Source organism: Formosa sp. Hel1_31_208 (assembly GCF_900104785.1).
Classification (GTDB): domain Bacteria; phylum Bacteroidota; class Bacteroidia; order Flavobacteriales; family Flavobacteriaceae; genus Psychroserpens.
Window position 1 is genome coordinate 2,723,651 of record NZ_LT629733.1, and the last position, 19,678, is coordinate 2,743,328.

Genomic DNA, 19,678 nt, shown 5'->3' on the forward strand with positions numbered 1-19,678 from the left:
CACCTTGGCAATGAATTACAAACTAGCCCTTACGCATCCAATTTTTAAGATTATTTCCAGCGCAGCGAAAGCATTGGACGTAGACAGTTATGTCATTGGTGGTTTTGTTCGTGACTTCATTTTAAATCGTGGTGCACACAAAGATATTGACATTGTCGCTATAGGAAGCGGTATCGCTTTAGCTAAACAAGTCGCAAAGATGTTACCCAATCACCCCAAAGTTCAGATCTTCAAAACCTATGGAACAGCCATGTTACGCTATGAAGATATGGATATTGAATTTGTTGGAGCTAGAAAAGAATCTTATACAGAGAATAGCAGAAACCCCATTGTTGAAAACGGCACACTACAAGATGATCAAAACCGAAGAGATTTTACCATCAATGCGATGGCTTTAAATCTCTCCGAAACACATTTCGGAGATTTGCTTGACCCATTTAACGGGCGCCATGATTTAGACGTAAAAATTATTCGTACTCCATTAGATCCCAATATCACTTATAGTGATGATCCCTTGCGTATGATGAGAGCCATTAGATTTGCTACACAACTCAATTTTACCATTGAACCTCAATCCTTAAAGGCTATTTCTGAAAATAAGGATCGCATAAAAATTATCACTAAAGAAAGAATTGTAGTTGAACTTCACAAGATTTTAGAGAGCAAAATACCTTCTATTGGATTTTTACATCTTGAGCAAACTGGTCTTTTAGACTATATACTTCCAGAATTAGTTGCATTAAAAGGAATTGACGAAGTTGAAGGTCAGACACACAAAGATAATTTTTATCATACGCTAGAAGTGGTTGATAATATTGCTAAAACAACCGATAATTTATGGTTACGTTGGGCCGCTTTGTTACACGATATAGGAAAAGCACCAACGAAAAAATTCAGCAAAAAAGTAGGATGGACTTTTCATGCCCATGAATTTGAAGGTGCTAAAATGGTATATCATTTATTCAAACGTATGAAAATGCCTCTTAATGAGAAAATGAAATTCGTTCAAAAAATGGTGTTCATGAGTTCGCGTCCCATTGTATTAGCTCAAGATATCGTTACAGATTCTGCTGTGAGACGCTTGGTATTTGATGCAGGTGATTATGTTGAGGATTTGATGCTTTTATGCGAAGCCGATATCACAACAAAAAACCCGAAAAAGTATAATAAATACCATAATAATTTTAAAATGGTCCGTCAAAAGCTTGTGGAAGTTGAGGCCCGTGATCATGTACGAAATTTTCAACCACCAGTATCTGGCGAAGAAATTATGAAAACTTTTAATTTGAAACCGTCTCGGGAGATTGGTCAAATAAAAGAGGCGATAAAGGAAGCCATTTTAGAAGGTGACATTCCAAATGAATATGAAGCAGCATACCAACTAATGCTGAAAGAAGGAGAAAAATTAGGCCTTAAGGCAAATGTGTAATGATGATTGAAATTATAAGAACAGATTCTAACAACAAAGCTTTTGTGAGTCTTGTAAAAGAATTGGATGCTTATTTAAGAATTACAGATGGCGACGAGCATGCGTTTTATAACCAGTTTAACGGTATAGATGTTCTAAAACATGTGGTCATTGCTTATCATAATGAACAACCTGTTGGTTGTGGTGCTTTTAAACAATTTAATCATAAAAGTGTTGAAATAAAACGCATGTTTACAGTATTAAAGTATCGCGGAAATGGGATAGCATCTGAAATTTTAAGTGCCCTAGAAAATTGGGCTTTAGAGTTACAATATAAGTGTTGTGTTTTAGAAACAGGACAGCGGCAAACGGAAGCCGTTGCATTTTATAAAAAGAAAAATTACAGTGTAATCGCAAATTATGGTCAATACGTTGGGATGGATAATAGTTTGTGTTTTGAAAAGAAATTGCAAGATGAAAAAGGATAATAACAAAGTCATTTACTGGCTACTTACAGGTTGTATATTAATTTTTATAATGGTGATAGTTGGTGGTATCACAAGGTTGACGCATTCAGGTTTATCAATTTCTAATTACAAATTAATTTCAGGAACTATACCTCCGATGAACGAGGTTGAATGGCAGGAAGCTTTTGACCTTTACAAACAATATCCTGAATATCAAAAACTCAATACGAATTTTAGTATTGAGGATTTCAAAGACATTTACTTTTGGGAATGGATTCATAGAGTGATTGGCAGATTTATCGGACTTGTATTTATACTGCCGTTCGTGTATTTTTTACTAACCAAACAACTGAGTAAACCAACAATTAAAAAAAGTATCATTCTCCTTTTTATGGGAGGATTTCAAGGTTTCCTTGGTTGGTATATGGTCAAAAGTGGTTTAGTAGATAATCCTGATGTGAGTCATTATCGACTGGCAATGCATTTAACAACAGCTTTTCTAACTTTCGCTTACACATTTTGGGTCGCCTTAGATTTAATCTTTCCTGATAAAAAAGAAATCGCAAAAAAAATGAGAAACTTTATTCGGCTTGCACTTGTCGTACTCATTATACAAATCATTTACGGTGCATTCGTAGCAGGATTAGACGCGGGCTTTATACATAATCATTGGCCTCTGATGAGCGATGGGAAATTTATGCATGAAACCGTTTATATAGAGCAAGAACCACTCTATAAAAACTTCATAGAAGGGAAAAGTGGTGTTCAATTTGTTCATAGAACTTTGGCATATATCGTCGTTGCATTTATTATTGCAATGTGGTATAAAATGAGACGACTCCTTTTAACCAGATATCAAATTATTGGCATGAACAGCCTATTAGTAGGTGTGACATTGCAATTTTTATTGGGTGTACTTACTATTATTTATGCAGTTCCTGTTTGGTTAGGTGTTGTGCATCAAGTTGGTGCTTTCTTACTGCTATCAGCTATGATATTTACCTTACATCGATTTAGCAAATAATTTAAAAAATAGCTTATTTTTGCACCATGATTTACAGATTTAGAGTCATATTAGACAACGATACCGAAGATGATATTTTTAGAGATATCGAAATTCGTGAAACCGATACGCTTGAAGATTTACATAACTCTATCACGCAGTCTTTTGGTTTTGAGGGTTTAGAAATGGCTTCGTTTTATATCAGCAATGAGACTTGGGAACAAGGTGAGGAAATCTCTATGTTCGATGTGAGCGAAGGTGTAAATTCCGTGCGCTTGATGAATGAAACTAAACTTAATGATATCGTTCATGAAGCACAAACTAAACTTATTTATGTTTACGATTTTATGAGCATGTGGACCTTTTTTGTGGAGCTTGCCGAAATTGTAGAAGAAGCTGATGGTACTGACTACCCTAACCTCATGTTTGTTCATGGCCAAATACCCGATACAGCGCCAGAAAAAGCGTTTGAAGCTGAAGATTTTGGTGATGACTTTGATGAATTTGATGACGATATAGATGTGGATGATTATGACGATTTGGATTTCGACGAAAACTGGAATTAATCCTCTTTATTTATGAATGACTTTTTGTTCTATTTAAAAGAAGGTGTCAATCATATTTTAGACCCTGACGGTTTAGATCATTTTTATTTCATTCTCTCCTTTTGTATTCTTTATACCTTTAATGATTGGAGAAAAATTGTTGGTCTGGTCACTGCCTTTACTGTTGGACATTGTGTTACTTTATTTTTATCAGGTTTAGAATTAGTATCTATTAATGCTAACACTGTCGAACTACTAATTCCTATTACCATACTATTAAGTTGCGTTAATAATTTTTGGTTTCTAGTTAAAGATAAACCCTCTAAACAGCAGTTAACAACGACCTATATTATTTTATTGGTCTTCGGACTCATTCACGGATTAGGGTTTTCTAACTACATTAAAATGATGATCTTCGATGATGAGTCGATTGTTTTGCCTTTATTAGGCTTTAATGTTGGTATTGAACTTGCTCAACTATTAATTGTAGCTGGGTTTTTAGCGCTAATTTCAATAAGTACACTTGTGTTGAAATCAAAAATAAAATGGCTGCGTTTTGCTGTGAATGTGATCATTTTCTTCCTAGTACTTCAAATGATACTTTCTAATTAGTGACACGTTAAAAGTCATATCAAATAGATTTTTGTAACAAATCAACGTTCCATTCGTCATATTTAAATAATCAACCACTGCTGAACCTTTCCGCAGAAAAAATCAATCACTATTGGAATCTATTCTAACCATTAATAATCTTACCAAGAAATTTGGGCACCTCACTGCTGTAAAAGATTTATCATTTACTATTAATAAGGGCAATGTTTACGGCATTCTTGGACCTAACGGTAGTGGGAAATCTACAACCTTAGGTATTGTTTTAAATGTTGTCAATGCAACCTCGGGAGACTTCCACTGGTTTGATGGCAATACAACAACTCATGATGCACTCAAAAAAGTAGGTGCGATTATAGAGCGTCCTAACTTTTATCCTTATATGACCGCCTATCAAAATTTAAAATTGGTATGCAGAATTAAAGGTGTTGATGAAAGTAAGATTACTGAAAAACTTGAAATCGTTGGACTTACAGATCGTAAAGATCATAAATTCAGAACCTATTCTTTAGGAATGAAGCAACGCTTAGCAATAGCATCTGCCTTATTGAATGATCCAGAAATTTTGATCTTAGATGAACCTACTAATGGATTAGATCCGCAAGGCATACATCAAATTCGTCAAATTATCAAAGACATTGCCCAATCTGGAACAACCATTTTGTTAGCTTCTCACCTTCTGGATGAAGTAGAAAAAGTGTGCTCTCATGTGGTCGTGCTTCGGAAAGGCGAAAAACTGTATTCTGGCCGTGTTGATGAAATGATTTCTAGTCATGGATTCTTTGAACTTAAAACGGATAAACATGATGACCTTATAAAGGTATTAGAATCAAATTCAAGCTTCGGAAAAATAAAATTAGAAGGCCAATTGATTACTGTGTTTCTAAATGAACCTATGGACGCCCAGGCCTTTAACATACTTATGTTTGACCAAGGCATTGTTTTATCTCATCTCGTTAAACGTAAAGAAAGCCTTGAAGAGCAATTCTTACAATTAACAGATAACAACTAATCATCAATCAAAGCAAATCTGAATAGTATATTCAGAATTAAAAAAATCAACCACCATGTTAAGATTATTACAACTAGAACTTCAAAAACTACTCCTCAACAGAGCGAGTAAAGTTCTTATATTCATATCCTTTGTGTTACCGTTCTTTGTGATTATTCTATCCTCACTACGAATCAACTTTTTTGGATTCTTTGTATTAGAATTAGGCCATTATGGGATTTTTAATTTCCCGATAGTTTGGCATATTACAACATTTTTTGCAGCCCAATTCAAGTTCTTTTTTGCCATTGTTGTAGTTAGTATGATTGGTAATGAATACAGCAATAAAACCATTAAACAAAACCTTATCGATGGTTTGAGCAAAAAAGAGTTCATCCTATCCAAATTTTATACTATCGTTTTCTTTTCGGCAGTAGCCACAATTATCATTTTCTTGATTTGTTTGTGCATAGGGTGGTATTATTCTAGTATTGATGAATTTCATTTAATTATTAGAGGCACCGAATTCCTTCTCGCCTACTTCGTTAAATTAGTTGGGTTCTTCAGTTTGTGTTTATTCCTTGGCATGTTAGTCAAACGATCGGCATTTGCTTTAGGGTTTTTATTCGTGCTTTGGATTTTAGAGTGGATTACCTTTGGAATCATCACCTGGCAAGCCAACGCAGAGGTCGCTGAAAGAATTCAAAATTTCTTTCCTTTAAAATCTATGTATAAGCTTATAGACCAACCTATTCAACGCATTGTAATGTCTAAGATGCCTAACAAAGCTGATATTGATATCGCCTATGACTTTGCCGTGCATTGGTATGAAATTGCTATCGTTCTTGGTTGGACAGCCTTATTTATCTTTTTATCGTACAGATTATTAAAAAAGCGAGATTTGTAATATCTTTATTGACTTAGTCGTTCAACTAAAAAGCAGCCTGTTTTAGTCTCATAATTCCAAAGGGAATAAGTAGGAATTTTAATAGGTAACTTGTTTTAGTATTAGTACTTCTAAGTTAATTGCCTTATTACATGAAAAAGAAACACGTTTTATTTATTATTACGCTATTTTGTATTGCCTTTTCTTATGCACAACAAGAAGCATCCTTCTGGTATTTCGGACAAAATGCAGGTCTGCAATTTGATGCAGGAACAGGATCTGTAACTGCAATAACAGATGGGCAAATAAACACATTAGAAGGATGCACATCTATTTCTGACACGAGTGGTAATTTATTGTTCTACACTGATGGACAAACCGTTTGGAATAGAAATCACCAGATTATGGCAAATGGGGATTATTTTGGTGGCACCGGTTTACTTGGTGATCCATCGAGTACCTCTTCTGGACTTATCGTTCCAAAACCGCAAGACCCAACTCAATACTATGTTTTCACAGTTGATGAACCTCATCATAATAATGCTGCTGTGAGTCCAAACCAATTCACTGGCAACTATGATAGTGGTGGAACAGTGCCAGGTGCTGATGATGGTTTTAATAATGGATTTAATTATTCGTTAGTTGACATCACCCTTAATGGAGGCTTAGGTGATGTGGTGGATACGGAGAAAAATGTACCTTTAGTGACGTATGATCCTGCAGATCCTAATGAAGTCGCTTTTAAATGTTCAGAAAAAATTACGGCTGTGAAAGCCGACGATTGTTCATCGTTTTGGGTGATTACACATTTTACTGATAAGTTTTATGCCTTTAAAGTAGATATCAATGGTGTAGATACGACTCCGGTCATTTCTGCGGTAGGTCCAGAGGTTCCTGTTTCAGGCTATCGCAGAAATTCACTTGGCTATATTAAAGCCTCACCAGATGGCTCGAAATTAGCCGTAGCACATTTCGGTTTTTCAACAGTAACAGCTGGCAATGCAGCTGGAGGTGTTTACTTATTAGATTTTGATAATGACACGGGAGTTGTCTCGAATTCAGTTGAGCTCTATGGGACTGAAAATGGTGACAGCCCTTATGGTGTAGAGTTTTCCTCGGAAAATAGAAAAATTTACGCGAGTATTGGTCAAGGCACACAAGGTAATGGTGCTAGTAGCATATTTCAATGGGATCTAGAAAGTGCAAATATTCCTGCTTCTATAGAGTTAATACATACCTCAACATCTCTAAGTGCTGGCGCTTTGCAATTAGGTCTCGATAAACGGATCTATAGAGCACAGGTTAGTTTTGCGAATTTCAACACCTCTGGAAACTTTCTTGGTGTGATTAATAATCCTGAAGCTACCGGAGCTGCCGCAGGTTATAATGAAAATGGTGTACTCTTAGATATTAATGGAGGCTTTCAAAATGTTAGTAGAATTGGATTACCACCTTTTATTCAATCGCTTTTTAATTCTCAAATAGATATTATCCAGAATGGTATTAGTACAACAGAACTTAAACTTTGCACAGGAGACTCCTATAACTTACTAGCAGATAATATTCCTGGAGCTGATTATACTTGGTTCAAGGATGATGTAGAATTAGCTGAAACAAGCTTTGAACTCTTTGTTGATGAACCTGGGTTTTATGAGGTTTTTATTGAACCTAATAATGGAGAATGTCCAATTGAAGGAGAAGCTGTCGTGGGTGTTTTTGATATCCCAACGGCTACACAGCCTCAAAATATTATCGTTTGTAGTGACACAGAAGTAAGCACATTTGACTTTACTACCCAAAATGAGGATGTTTTAGATGGACAAAACCCACTACTCTATTCTGTGCGTTATTTCACCTCTCAAGAAGATGCCGATAATGGCACCAATGATATTATTGGTGATTTTACAAACACAGAAACGCCTCAAACCATCTATGCACGAGTAGATAATAATGATAACCCAAATTGCAATGCTATGACGTCGTTTACGATTACAGTATTTGTGAACCCAGTCATAAATTCATTAGAAGACATCACTGTATGTGATACAGATTTCAACGGGAACAGTATGGATGGTATAACCACGCTCAATCTAGAAAATTTGAATGCAGAAATTTTAGGCTCTCAAGATGACACAGTATTCGATGTTAGCTATCATCCAACACAAGACGATGCCGATGATAACACTAATCCATTCCCAAATAATTACACGAATACCGTAGCAAATTCTGAAGAAATTTTCGTTCGGGTTGAAAATAATACAAATACCGATTGTTATATAACCGATTCGTTTGTACTTACCGTAAATAATGCGCCTGAAGCCTTTGACGCGACACTTATTCAATGTGACGAAGATGGCATTCCGGAAGGGTTTACCTTGTTTGATCTCAATCAAGCTTTTGATGAGATTACTGGTGGTGCTAACAACAGAACAATTAATTTTTATGTATCCCTTGCAGATCTAGAAAATGATGAAGATGAACTCAATGCAGATGCCTTTGAGAATTATTTCAATCCGCAAATTATTTATGCACTGGTTACCAATACCACAACAGGTTGTACTAACATTGCTGAGTTGCAATTAGAAGCCAGTTCGACAGCATCAAACAATACCATTCTTGAAGTTTGTGATGATGATGGCACAGAAGATGGTTTTTATAATTTCAATTTAGTAAGTACTCTAAATGACATTCTTTTTGGCTTACCTACTGACTTGGAAATAGTATTCTATGAGACCTATGAAGACGCATTGATAGAAGACAATCCTCTAGCAACGAGTTATACTAACACCACACCATACTCACAAACCATTTATGCTCGTGTAGAAAATGCAAATGCCTGTTTTGGTATTAGTGAAATACAATTAAGGGTCTTTGAATTGCCAAATATTGTGACTCAAGAAGACCTTTATTATTGCCTGAATTTCTTTCCAGAAACGATTACATTAACTGGCGGTTTAATTGATGACACCCCTAATAATTATTATTACGAATGGTCAACTGGAGAAGATGAATTCGAAATTGAAGTAAATGAGCCTGGTACCTATACCGTTCGTGTCACCTCAACCGATGGCTGTTTTAAAGATCGCGTTATTAATGTATTACCTTCAGATATTGCAACCTTTACTGATATTCAAATTACAGATGCTACCTCCAACAATACAATTACAGTATTTGTCTCTGGCGATGGTATTTATGAATATGCCCTAGATGACCCTAATGGTCCTTATCAAGAGAGTAATATATTTGAAAATGTAAGTTTTGGGTTTCACACGGTTTATGTGCGTGATATAGAAAACGATTGTGGTACCATTGATGAATTAGTGTCTGTGATAGGCTTTCCCAAGTTTTTTACACCTAATGGAGATACCTATAATCAATATTGGCAAGTAAAAGGAATTTCATCAGATTTTCAACCAAACTCCCAAATTCTAATTTTTGATCGCTACGGAAAATTGCTAGTGGAAGTAGATCCTTTAGGAGCGGGTTGGGATGGCACTTTTAATGGCACAAATATGCCCGCAAGTGATTATTGGTTTGTGGTGACCTTAGAAGATGGACGCACCTTTAGAAGTCATTTTGCATTGAAACGCTAATAAAAATTACGTAAATTGAAAGTCTAAAACTCAATAAATGAGGTTGTTTAAACTAAACATAATTGCAGTAACCCTTATTTTCACTATTCCCTCATTTGCGCAAGATATTACCCTATTTCAACAATTTAATGGCCGTTATGACTATACAGCTTTTGGCAATACACTTAATCCATTTGAGAATAATCTAGACTTTAGTTTTTGTTTCCCGCTAGAATCTTCAAGTGCTAATTTGAATCTTTCCCCAAGTTCGACCGTTGTCGCTGCTTATTTATATTGGGCAGGTTCAGGAACAGGAGACACCTCAGTAACACTTAACGGGTTTAACATTGAAGCTGCAGATACCTATCTCGTAGATTATACCGAAGTATTTAGTGAAACACTCACGTACTTTTCATGCTTTGCAGATATTACGGATATTATCATTTCCGAAGGAAATATCAACTATACGTTTTCAGATTTGGACATTACTGATGACCTTACCAATACTGCTGGTTACTGCGATAATCGCACCAATTTCGCAGGTTGGAGCGTATATATTATTTATGAAGAGGACAGTTTACCCTTAAATCAATTAAACCTGTATCAAGGCTTAGAAATTATTAATAGAAATAATCAAGAAAAAATCATCACCATTGATAATTTAAATGTCATCGATAATGAAGGTGCCAAAATAGGATTCTTGGCTTGGGAAGGGGATAACAATTTAAATTTTGGGGAAAGCCTGTCTATTAATGATAATATCTTATCTAACCCACCTCTTAATTTGAGTGATAACGCTTTTAATGGCACCAATAGTTTTACTAACTCAAATACCTATTACAACTGTGATTTAGACGTTTACGACATCCAAGACAATATAAGTATTGGAGACACCAATGCTACTATAAAAATGACAACTGGCGCTTTAGATGAATTTGGAGTTTTTAGAGCTGATCTCATCATCATCAATAACATTGTAACCGTATTGAATAGCCAACTTCCTGATGCACGAATTACTTTAGATGACTTTACCATCAACTGTAGCAATCGCACTGTAGTTGGGAATTATACCGTTTCAAATACGAATAGCACAGATACTTTGCCACAAAACACACCCATTGCATTTTATGCCGATGGCATTCTAGTTGGACAAAGTCAAACTCAAAACACTATTTTAATCAATGGTTCGGAGAGCGGTATGATTACACTTTCAATACCAGATATCTTAAGTGATAGTTTCCTTCTGACTTTGGCAGTTGACGATGACGGTACAGGTATAGGTACAGTCATTGAAATAAATGAAAACAATAATAATGACGCTGAATTAATAGAATTATTAATCGCTCCTGCGATTCAAGAATTACCAAATGCAATTGGTTGTAATGAAGGATTCAATAGTGCGTCGTTTAATCTTGTTGAATTGTTTGAAACTGCTACTCAAATTGATTCGGATGATATTATATTTTATGAAGCTTTATCAGATTTAGAAACAGACGAAAACAACATCATAAATCCGGAAGACTACCAAAACATAACAAATCCAATTACTATTTATGTTAAAGTAGATAATCCGCCATGCTATGATGCTTATCAATTTCAATTATCTGTAGATAATTGTCCGCCATATGTCCCTGAAGGCTTTTCCCCTAATGGCGATGGCACGAACGACTGGTTTAATATTCAAGGACTCTATGATGTATTTGAACAGCACGAGCTCAAAATATACAATCGTTATGGCACGCTCATCTTTGAAGGAGATAATGACAAAAAATGGTACGGTTTGATAAATAGAGGTCTAAACAACAAAGGAGAATTGGTTCCTGTGGGCACTTATTTCTATGTTCTCTATCCCAATGATCCAGAGTATCAACCTCAGGTAGGCTGGGTATACGTTAACTACTAAAAATTTCAATGCATTACTACAGCTTGTAAACTACTAAAACAGCTTATAACGGAGCTATTTGTTTTAAAATGTTAAAGTTTTATGCGTTTCGTCGTCTTTTTTTGCATTTCGACTTATTTAACCCTACTTTTCAACCCAATAGGATATCAATACTATTTATAGTCCCAAACTAATCTTTATTGATACCATAAACTTAACCGCTTACAAATGACATTTTTAAAACAATCCCTCTTCATCATTGCATGTCTATTATGCTGTCAGGTTAATGCTCAGCAAATAAGTATTGATAATTCATTCTCAGCACAAGAGTTAATTACTAACAACCTTGTTCAAGGTTGTGTAGAAACTTCAAACATTCAGTCACAAGTTAATGGTCAAATCAATGGTTTTAACAGTTTTGCATATTTTGAGCGCGCGACTTCTAACTTTCCTTTTGAAAATGGCATCATGTTATCTACGGGTAATGCTACCTCAGGCGGAAATACAGAAAACACTTCAATATTAAATGAAGGGCAACCTAATTGGGCTACCGATATAGATTTAGAAACTGCATTAGGAATCACAGGAACATTAAACGCGACATCGATAGAATTTGACTTTGTATCGGTTGCGAACCAAATACAATTCAATTATATATTAGCTTCTGAAGAATATTTTGGAAACTTTCCTTGTCAGTATTCTGACGGCTTTGCTTTTCTAATTAAAGAAGCAGGAACGAGCGACCCTTATGTGAATATTGCTGTTATTCCTGGAACCGCTACTCCCGTAAACACCAATACCATACATGATGAGATTGTTGGTTTTTGTGCCGCTTCAAATGATCAATTTTTTGAAGGTTATAATTTAGGCGATACGAATTATAATGGTCGTACCACGGTCATGTCGGCTAATGCGTCAATACAACCCAATGTGCAATACCATATTAAATTAATCATTGCTGATCAAACGGATAGAAATTATGATTCTGCAGTATTTATAGAAGGTAATAGTTTTGATGCCACTGTAGACCTAGGAGCAGATATTCAAACCTGTGCAGAAGACATCACACTAAATGGTGACATCAACAATCCCGCAGCGATGTACACCTGGTATTTAAATAATACTATTATTCCTGGAGAATCTCAAACAACGCTTAACGTGACTCAATCTGGAGATTACCGAGTCGCCATTGAAATACCTCTAGCAGGTTCTACATGTCTTATTGAAGATATTATAACGGTTACCTTGAGTTCAACTCAAACAGCTAATCCTATTTCAAATTATGAGTTGTGCGACGATATAAGTGCCGATGAAGTTGAAATTTTCGATCTTGCAACTAAAGATACAGAAGTATTAGCGGCTGTTCCGGCATCAACTTACACAATTTCATATCACTTAACAGCTATAGATGCCCAAAATGGCAGTAATGCTGTTTCTGGTGCTTTCCAGAACACTTCAAATCCGCAAACCATATTTATTAGAATTCAGGATACCATCAACGGATGTTTAGCATATCAAAGCTTTGATTTAATCGTAAACCCCTTACCAAACATTACAACTCCAACACCTTTATTGGTGTGTGACGATGCTACAGCTGACGGTTTTACCGCAGTAGATTTATCTCAAAAAGATGATGAAATTACAAATGGTAATTCAGACCTTATAGTGACTTATCACTATACACAAAATGATGCTGACAACGGTGTGAATGCTATTCCGTTACCTTATGTAAATACACAAGCTATAGAAACACTCTTTGTAAATGTTATCAATTCAATCACAGGATGTGCTTCAACCACTAGTTTAGACATAGAAGTATTAAACAACCCTGTAATCAATACAGACAATCATTATATTGATGCCTGTGATTCAGATCACGATGGGTTTGCTACTTTTGATTTAACCACTATTATTGATGATGTACTCGAAGGCTTGACAGGTGTCAACGTGACCTTCCATGAAACTCAGGCGGATGCCGATATAGGGATAAATGCTATTGCTAACGAAACCAACTATAACAACATACAAATCAACGAACAGACCATTTTTATTAGAGTTGAAGATGCCGTTACAGGATGTGCTTCAACAACTCCAATTGAGGTGCATACTAATTTATTATTAACGGCTGTTAATATTCAAGATCAAACCAGATGTGATTATGGTAATGATGGTATCGTAGAACTTAATTTACTGAATATTACCACTGCTTTTATAAACGATGTCGAACAGGTAATGGAATACAATATTGATATTGATTTTTACCTAACAGAAGACGATCGCGATAATCAAATCAATCCAATTGATCCAACTGTACCATTTATACCTACATCAAACCCGCAAACTATATATATCACTATAACGAGTCCGTCGTGTCAAGAAATTTCTGAATTTATTATTACTCTTTTACCTGTTGTAGAATTTGACCCTATTGATATGCAGACCGTATGCGATACAGATCAAGATGGGTTTACACTCATTGATTTAAGCAGCTTTGATGTTTTAGTTACGGCTGGTCAGACTGCCGATTATAATGTGACATATTTCGCGACTGAAAATGATGCTGATACAAATAATAACCCCTTACCTACTCTATATACTAACTTGAGTAATCCACAAACCATTTTCACAAGAATCACAGCAAATGCGACTTCATGTGCTGACATTAATTCTTTTGATATTGAAGTACTCCCAGCACCTATTTCGACTCAACCCTCAGATATAGTAATATGTGATGACGATCAAGATGGTGTGTCTATTGTTGATTTAGATACTACAATAACCGAACTGGTAACTAATTTAACAGAGCGACTAATTACCTTTCATAATACACAAAACGATGCTGACAATTCTACTAATCCGATTGCTACTCCGTCGTCCTATTCAGCAAATACGGAAACGATTTTCGCAAGGATCGAAAATACAAATACAGGCTGTTACTCAACAGAAAGTTTTGAAATTATAGTCAATACACTTCCAGTATTTATTGCGATTTCGAATTATAGAATCTGTGAAAATGCTAGTGATGATGTAGCTGATTTTATATTTGCTACTAAAGATGCCGAAATATTAAATGGCCAACTAGGTAAGGAAGTATTATATTTTTTAAATCAAACTGATGCAGATAATAACACCAACCCTATTGATAAAAATATAGCATATCAAAACGTATCTAACCCACAAACGATATTTGTAAGAGTTCAAAATCTTACTGATGCTGATTGTTACGACACAACAGATTTTACAATTGAAGTGGGTACAAATCCCGTTTTTAACGAGCCTACCAACTGGTTTGTTTGCGATGATATTACTAACGATGGTAGTGAAATATTTGATCTGAATGTAAAAATTTCAGAAATTTCAGCAGGCATTACAGATACACTAGATATTACATTCTATACGTCATTGTCAAATGCTGAAAATCAAGTTAACCCAGTCCCTTTACAATATGCAAATACAGCAAATCCGCAACAATTATTTGCTGTAATTGACAATGGTACTATCTGTAATTCTATCGCCAGTTTCGAACTTAATGTAATTCAAGTACCTGAAGTAAATCTGGCCCAACCAATTATGATGTGTGATCATAATTATGACGGTATTGTAACCTTTGATCTGACACAAGCAGAATTTGAAGTTCTTGATGTACGACAAGATAATATTACCGTGACGTATTTTGAAACCATGGCCGATTTAGAGTCTGATACTAATCCTATTCAAAACCCAAACAGTTATACTAATCTTACAAATCCACAAACAGTTTTTATTAAAATCACCAATACAATCTCAAATTGTTTTGTTGCTGTTCCTCTTGAACTCATCGTTAATTTACCACCTGTAATCAATGACTTCCAGACGTACGAGATTTGTGACAATATAAATAGTAGTTTCGATTTGAATGATATTCTTACTGTAGCTGTTGATGATACAACTGATCGAACTTTTAGTTTTTATAATTCTTTAGTAGATGCCGAAGCCATGACTAATGCTTTAGGTACCAATTATACATACCAAACCAATAATGACACTATTTTTATTCGTGTTGCTTTCAATAACACCTCTTGTTTCGCTATCTATAGTTTCAATATCGTAGTTAATCCGTTACCTATTGCAAATCAACCTAACGATTTACAAGCTTGTGATGACGCGTCTAATGATAATGTGGCAAGTTTTAATCTATTTTCACAAAATAGTCAAGTGCTTGGAAATCAAAATAATTCAAATTATACCGTTAGCTATTATACTAATATAGCTAACGCCAACACAGCTGCGAATCCATTACCAGAAAATTATACGGGACTGCATGGTGAAACCATATTTGTGCGCATTGAAAATAATACGACCAGCTGTTTTAGTACAACACAGTTTAACTTGATCGTTAACACCCATCCTAATACCCCAACTACATTGCAGACTTGTGATGAAGATTTTGACGGATTAGCAATATTTGATCTGACACTCTCAGAGGGAGAACTCTTTAGTACAATTAATCCAGATAATGTGATTTCTTACTTTGAATCTATGTCCGATTTAAATGCTGATATAAATGTGATTTCGACTCCGACTGCCTATCAAAACACATCTAACCCACAAACCGTATTTATTAAAGTATACAATCAGGTGGCTAACTGTTTTACATCTGTTAGCCTTGACCTTGATGTTAACTTACCTCCAGCGATTAATGACTTCGGAACGTATGAAGCTTGTGCTAACGATACAAATACCATAGATCTTACAGCAATAAATTCAACTTTACTTGACCAAACTGCCAATGTGTTAGTGAGTTATTATACTACGGAAGACGATGCTAGAAATGAAACTAATGTTTTAAATACGATTTATAACTATCAAACTAACAATGATACGCTATTTGCAAGAGTGGAGTTTTCAACAACACATTGCTTTACTATTTATGAATTTACCTTGCAAATAAATCCATTACCTGTTGCTAATCAGCCCACCGATATGGAAGTCTGTGATGATGATTATGATGGATTTTTTGAATTCAATTTAACTCAACAGAATACACAAATTCTTGGCGGTCAAAATCCAAATAACTTTACGATCACTTATTATATTGATGACATTTTAGCAGATGAAGGCTTGGGTAGTATAGGAAATACCTATAATGCCATGACCAACGAAACGATCTATGCTCGAATTGAAAATAATACAACTGGATGTTATAGCATTATTCAATTTATGACAGTGGTTTTTGAAAAACCTATTATAGATATAGATGACCAAGTGGTCTGTTTAGATAATTTACCATTATTAGTTAGTGCTAACACAAATAATATTGGTGATACCTATCTATGGTCTACAGGAGAAACCTCTCCTGAAATTGAAATCACAGATATTGGGACGTACTCTGTGACGGTGACAACGCCTAATGCTTGTGAAACAACTCGTATATTTAGTGTTTCAGAATCTGAAGCTGCTACCATAGAAATTACAGAATCGGTGGACTTTTCAGACCCTAATAATATTACTGTCACCGTAAGTGGTATTGGAAATTATTCTTATCAATTAGATGATAATCCGCCACAACAATCCAATGTCTTTGAAAATGTAAGTTTAGGATATCATACCATTACGATTATAGATTTAAATGGCTGCGGTGAAGTCTCGAAAGAAATCGTGGTTATTGATGCTCCAAAATTCTTTACACCAAACAATGACTCTTATTTTGATACTTGGCACATTACAGGTGTAGAAAACCTTACTGGAACAATCGTTTACATTTATGATCGCTACGGAAAACTGCTTAAAACACTCACCTCTAATTCAAGAGGATGGGATGGCTTTTATAACGGTAATCTCATGCCAGCTAACGATTATTGGTTTGTGGCAGATGTTAGAAAAGAAAATATTTCGTTTCAAGTAAAAGGGCATTTTACCTTGCGCCTGTAAATTAAAACTTAACACTTTTTTAGTTTTACTACGTTATCCAGTGTGTATCTTTGCAATCGGAAAAATTGCAAATGAAATTTACGCTATTCGTCTTTTGCTTTTTATTTACAGTGATGACCTTCGGTCAAAATATCTCTGTAGATAGTGCGTCTTTTACAGCACAACAATTAATCGAAGATATCCTCATCGATAGCGACTGTATAGACAATGTTATCGTCACTAATGTTGTAGGTGGCGACTTCGGAAATACGGAACAAAGCTTTGGTTTTTTTGATGCTGCTGGGACGAATTTCCCCTTTGAAAGCGGCATTGTATTGAGTACAGGTCGATTATCTAATGTGCCAGGTCCAAATACTTCCTTAAGTGATGATGATGCAGCGGATTGGCAAGGCGACGCAGACCTAGAGTTTGTCTTGAACGAATCGAATACCACAAATGCAACCATATTAGAATTTGATTTCACCTCTGTTGCTAATGAAATTAGTTTTCGCTATATCTTTGCTTCGGAAGAATATCAAGAAGGAAACCCAAATACATGTCAGTTTTCTGACCTATTTGGCTTTTTAATCCGACCTATAAATAACCAACAATATGCCAATATCGCTTTAGTACCAGGAACCCAAACTCCTGTAAAAGTGACTACCGTTCATCCTGATATTCCTGGCGGATGTCCAGCAGAGAACGAAGCCTATTTTGAAAGTTTTAATGGTGCAAATACACCTATAAATTTCAACGGACAAACAACAGTTCTTACAGCAACAGCGACTGTCGTCCCTAATGAAACGTATCACGTTAAGCTCGTCATTGCCGATGAGCAAAACTACAGATTTGACTCTGCCGTGTTTTTAGAAGCAGGAAGTTTTAGATTGTCAACTGATATAGGTCCAGATCGCCTAGTCCAATCTGGAACAGCGGTTTGCGGCAATAACACCATTACAATACAAACCGACGAACCTGGAGCTACCAATACCTATAAATGGTTTATAGATGGCGTAGAACTCATGGGAGAAACCAATGCTTCATTAGACGTTTCCGAAGGTGGTTTTTATAGTGTTGAAGTGACTCGTGATAACTGTGTGCTATTTGGTGAAGTTACTATAGAATATGCTGATAACCCAATCGTATTTGACGCCTTACTAACTGAATGTGATCAAGACCAAGACGCTTTGACCTTTTACGATTTAGATGATATAGAACCTATAGTTACCAATGCTAATAATTCTATTGGTATTAGTGGTTTTTTTCTGTCTGAAAATGAGGCTAATCAAAATTCCAATCCCATTACAAATCCGAACAATTTCGAGAATACCATACCATTCCAGACAGTTTATGCTCGCGTAATAAATCAAGCGGGTTGTTATAGTATTGCTGAAATACAACTAGAAATATCAAACAATACGCTTATTATTCCTAGTTTAGATGCTTGTGATGGTGAGATTGCTGACGGTTTTACTGAATTTAACTTAAATGATATAACAACGTCTATTAGTTCTCAAATTCCAACAAATGCGAATGTGAGTTTCTATGAGACCGAAGAAGATGCCTTTTTAGAGGTGAATATCTTATCTGGCATATTTCAGAATACAATACCTTTCAACCAAACAATTTATGTGAAGGTAGAAAGCAATAATCAATGCTACTCTATTTCAACGGCTGAACTTGAAGTCTTATACACCCCTGTATTAATGGAAGATGAGACATTTATCTATTGCTTAAACGATTTTCCTGAAATGATAACACTCACTGGTGGTATTTTAAACGACTTACCAAATAACTATTATTATGAGTGGTTATTTAACGGTGCATTGACTGAAGTGAACACCACTTTTAATGACATTAATGAGCCTGGTACTTATACAGTTATTGTCACTGACCCTAATGGATGTTCTGCAAGCAGAACCATTACTGTCTTAGCGTCAAATATTGCCACAATAGAGAACATTTACGTTACAGAAGGTTTAAACAATAATACGGTTAGTGTTGAAGTATCGGGAGAAGGAGACTATGAATTTGCTTTAGATGATCTAAATGGTGAGTTTCAAGGAGACTCTGTTTTCACTAATGTCGAACCCGGTTTCCATACCGTTTTTGTTCGAGACATCAATGGCTGTGGCCTCACAGAACAAACGATTTCAGTTTTAGGATTTCCGAAATTTTTTACACCTAATGGTGACCCATACAACGAACGTTGGCAAGTTTATGGAGTGAATGCAGACTTCAATCGAAGTATGGAAGTAAAAATATTTAATCGTTACGGCAAATTTATTACACAATTTGATAACACCAGTGTTGGTTGGGATGGCACTCTAAATGGGCAAGCTTTACCAAGCGATGATTACTGGTTTGTAGTGCGTTTAATTGATGGAAGAACCTATACAGGTCACTTTGCGTTAAAGCGTTAATTG

11 protein-coding genes are annotated in these 19,678 nt (G+C 35.5%); all 11 read left to right on the forward strand.

Features of this window, described 5'->3' with window-relative positions; genetic code table 11:
• Positions 1-10: 10 nt before the first annotated feature.
• Entirely contained in the window at positions 11-1,429 is a 1,419-nt protein-coding gene (locus BLT57_RS12380) for a CCA tRNA nucleotidyltransferase (protein WP_091426080.1), read from the forward strand.
• A 2-nt stretch (positions 1,430-1,431) separates the two neighbouring features.
• Positions 1,432-1,896, forward strand: a complete 465-nt coding sequence (locus BLT57_RS12385; RefSeq protein ID WP_172827455.1) for a GNAT family N-acetyltransferase — start codon at positions 1,432-1,434, stop codon at positions 1,894-1,896.
• A complete protein-coding gene (locus tag BLT57_RS12390; protein WP_091426085.1) occupies positions 1,883-2,899 on the forward strand; it encodes a COX15/CtaA family protein in 1,017 nt (338 codons plus the stop codon). Before BLT57_RS12385 ends, BLT57_RS12390 begins: the two co-directional genes overlap by 14 nt.
• Positions 2,900-2,925: 26 nt before the next feature.
• On the forward strand, positions 2,926-3,444 hold the full coding sequence (locus BLT57_RS12395; RefSeq protein WP_091426086.1) for a hypothetical protein: 519 nt from the start codon (positions 2,926-2,928) through the stop codon (positions 3,442-3,444).
• Positions 3,445-3,456: 12 nt separating this feature from the next.
• Positions 3,457-4,035, forward strand: coding sequence for a HupE/UreJ family protein (locus BLT57_RS12400; RefSeq protein ID WP_091426088.1), 579 nt, complete (start codon positions 3,457-3,459; stop codon positions 4,033-4,035).
• Positions 4,036-4,147: 112 nt separating this feature from the next.
• Positions 4,148-5,044 carry an ABC transporter ATP-binding protein gene (locus BLT57_RS12405; RefSeq protein WP_091426089.1) on the forward strand — a complete coding sequence of 299 codons (897 nt, stop codon included), beginning with the start codon at positions 4,148-4,150 and terminating at the stop codon, positions 5,042-5,044.
• A 55-nt stretch (positions 5,045-5,099) separates the two neighbouring features.
• On the forward strand, positions 5,100-5,930 hold the full coding sequence (locus tag BLT57_RS12410; protein ID WP_091426090.1) for an ABC transporter permease: 831 nt from the start codon (positions 5,100-5,102) through the stop codon (positions 5,928-5,930).
• A 131-nt stretch (positions 5,931-6,061) separates the two neighbouring features.
• Positions 6,062-9,502, forward strand: coding sequence for a T9SS type B sorting domain-containing protein (locus BLT57_RS12415; RefSeq protein WP_091426092.1), 3,441 nt, complete (start codon positions 6,062-6,064; stop codon positions 9,500-9,502).
• Positions 9,503-9,539: 37 nt separating this feature from the next.
• A complete protein-coding gene (locus BLT57_RS12420) occupies positions 9,540-11,384 on the forward strand; it encodes a gliding motility-associated C-terminal domain-containing protein (RefSeq protein WP_091426093.1) in 1,845 nt (614 codons plus the stop codon).
• 207 nt (positions 11,385-11,591) lie between these two features.
• On the forward strand, positions 11,592-17,273 hold the full coding sequence (locus BLT57_RS12425; RefSeq protein WP_091426095.1) for a T9SS type B sorting domain-containing protein: 5,682 nt from the start codon (positions 11,592-11,594) through the stop codon (positions 17,271-17,273).
• A 71-nt stretch (positions 17,274-17,344) separates the two neighbouring features.
• Complete coding sequence (locus BLT57_RS12430) at positions 17,345-19,675, forward strand: T9SS type B sorting domain-containing protein (RefSeq protein ID WP_091426097.1); 2,331 nt, start codon at positions 17,345-17,347, stop codon at positions 19,673-19,675.
• Positions 19,676-19,678 lie beyond the last annotated feature (3 nt).

What these genes read in the sequence shown, in the direction of transcription:
- BLT57_RS12380 (WP_091426080.1), top strand. Translation starts at nt 11, where the DNA reads ATGAATTACAAACTAGCCCTTACGCATCCAATTTTTAAGATTATTTCC.
- BLT57_RS12385 (WP_172827455.1), top strand. Translation starts at nt 1,432, where the DNA reads ATGATTGAAATTATAAGAACAGATTCTAACAACAAAGCTTTTGTGAGT.
- BLT57_RS12390 (WP_091426085.1), top strand. Translation starts at nt 1,883, where the DNA reads ATGAAAAAGGATAATAACAAAGTCATTTACTGGCTACTTACAGGTTGT.
- BLT57_RS12395 (WP_091426086.1), top strand. Translation starts at nt 2,926, where the DNA reads ATGATTTACAGATTTAGAGTCATATTAGACAACGATACCGAAGATGAT.
- BLT57_RS12400 (WP_091426088.1), top strand. Translation starts at nt 3,457, where the DNA reads ATGAATGACTTTTTGTTCTATTTAAAAGAAGGTGTCAATCATATTTTA.
- BLT57_RS12410 (WP_091426090.1), top strand. Translation starts at nt 5,100, where the DNA reads ATGTTAAGATTATTACAACTAGAACTTCAAAAACTACTCCTCAACAGA.
- BLT57_RS12415 (WP_091426092.1), top strand. Translation starts at nt 6,062, where the DNA reads ATGAAAAAGAAACACGTTTTATTTATTATTACGCTATTTTGTATTGCC.
- BLT57_RS12420 (WP_091426093.1), top strand. Translation starts at nt 9,540, where the DNA reads ATGAGGTTGTTTAAACTAAACATAATTGCAGTAACCCTTATTTTCACT.
- BLT57_RS12425 (WP_091426095.1), top strand. Translation starts at nt 11,592, where the DNA reads ATGACATTTTTAAAACAATCCCTCTTCATCATTGCATGTCTATTATGC.
- BLT57_RS12430 (WP_091426097.1), top strand. Translation starts at nt 17,345, where the DNA reads ATGAAATTTACGCTATTCGTCTTTTGCTTTTTATTTACAGTGATGACC.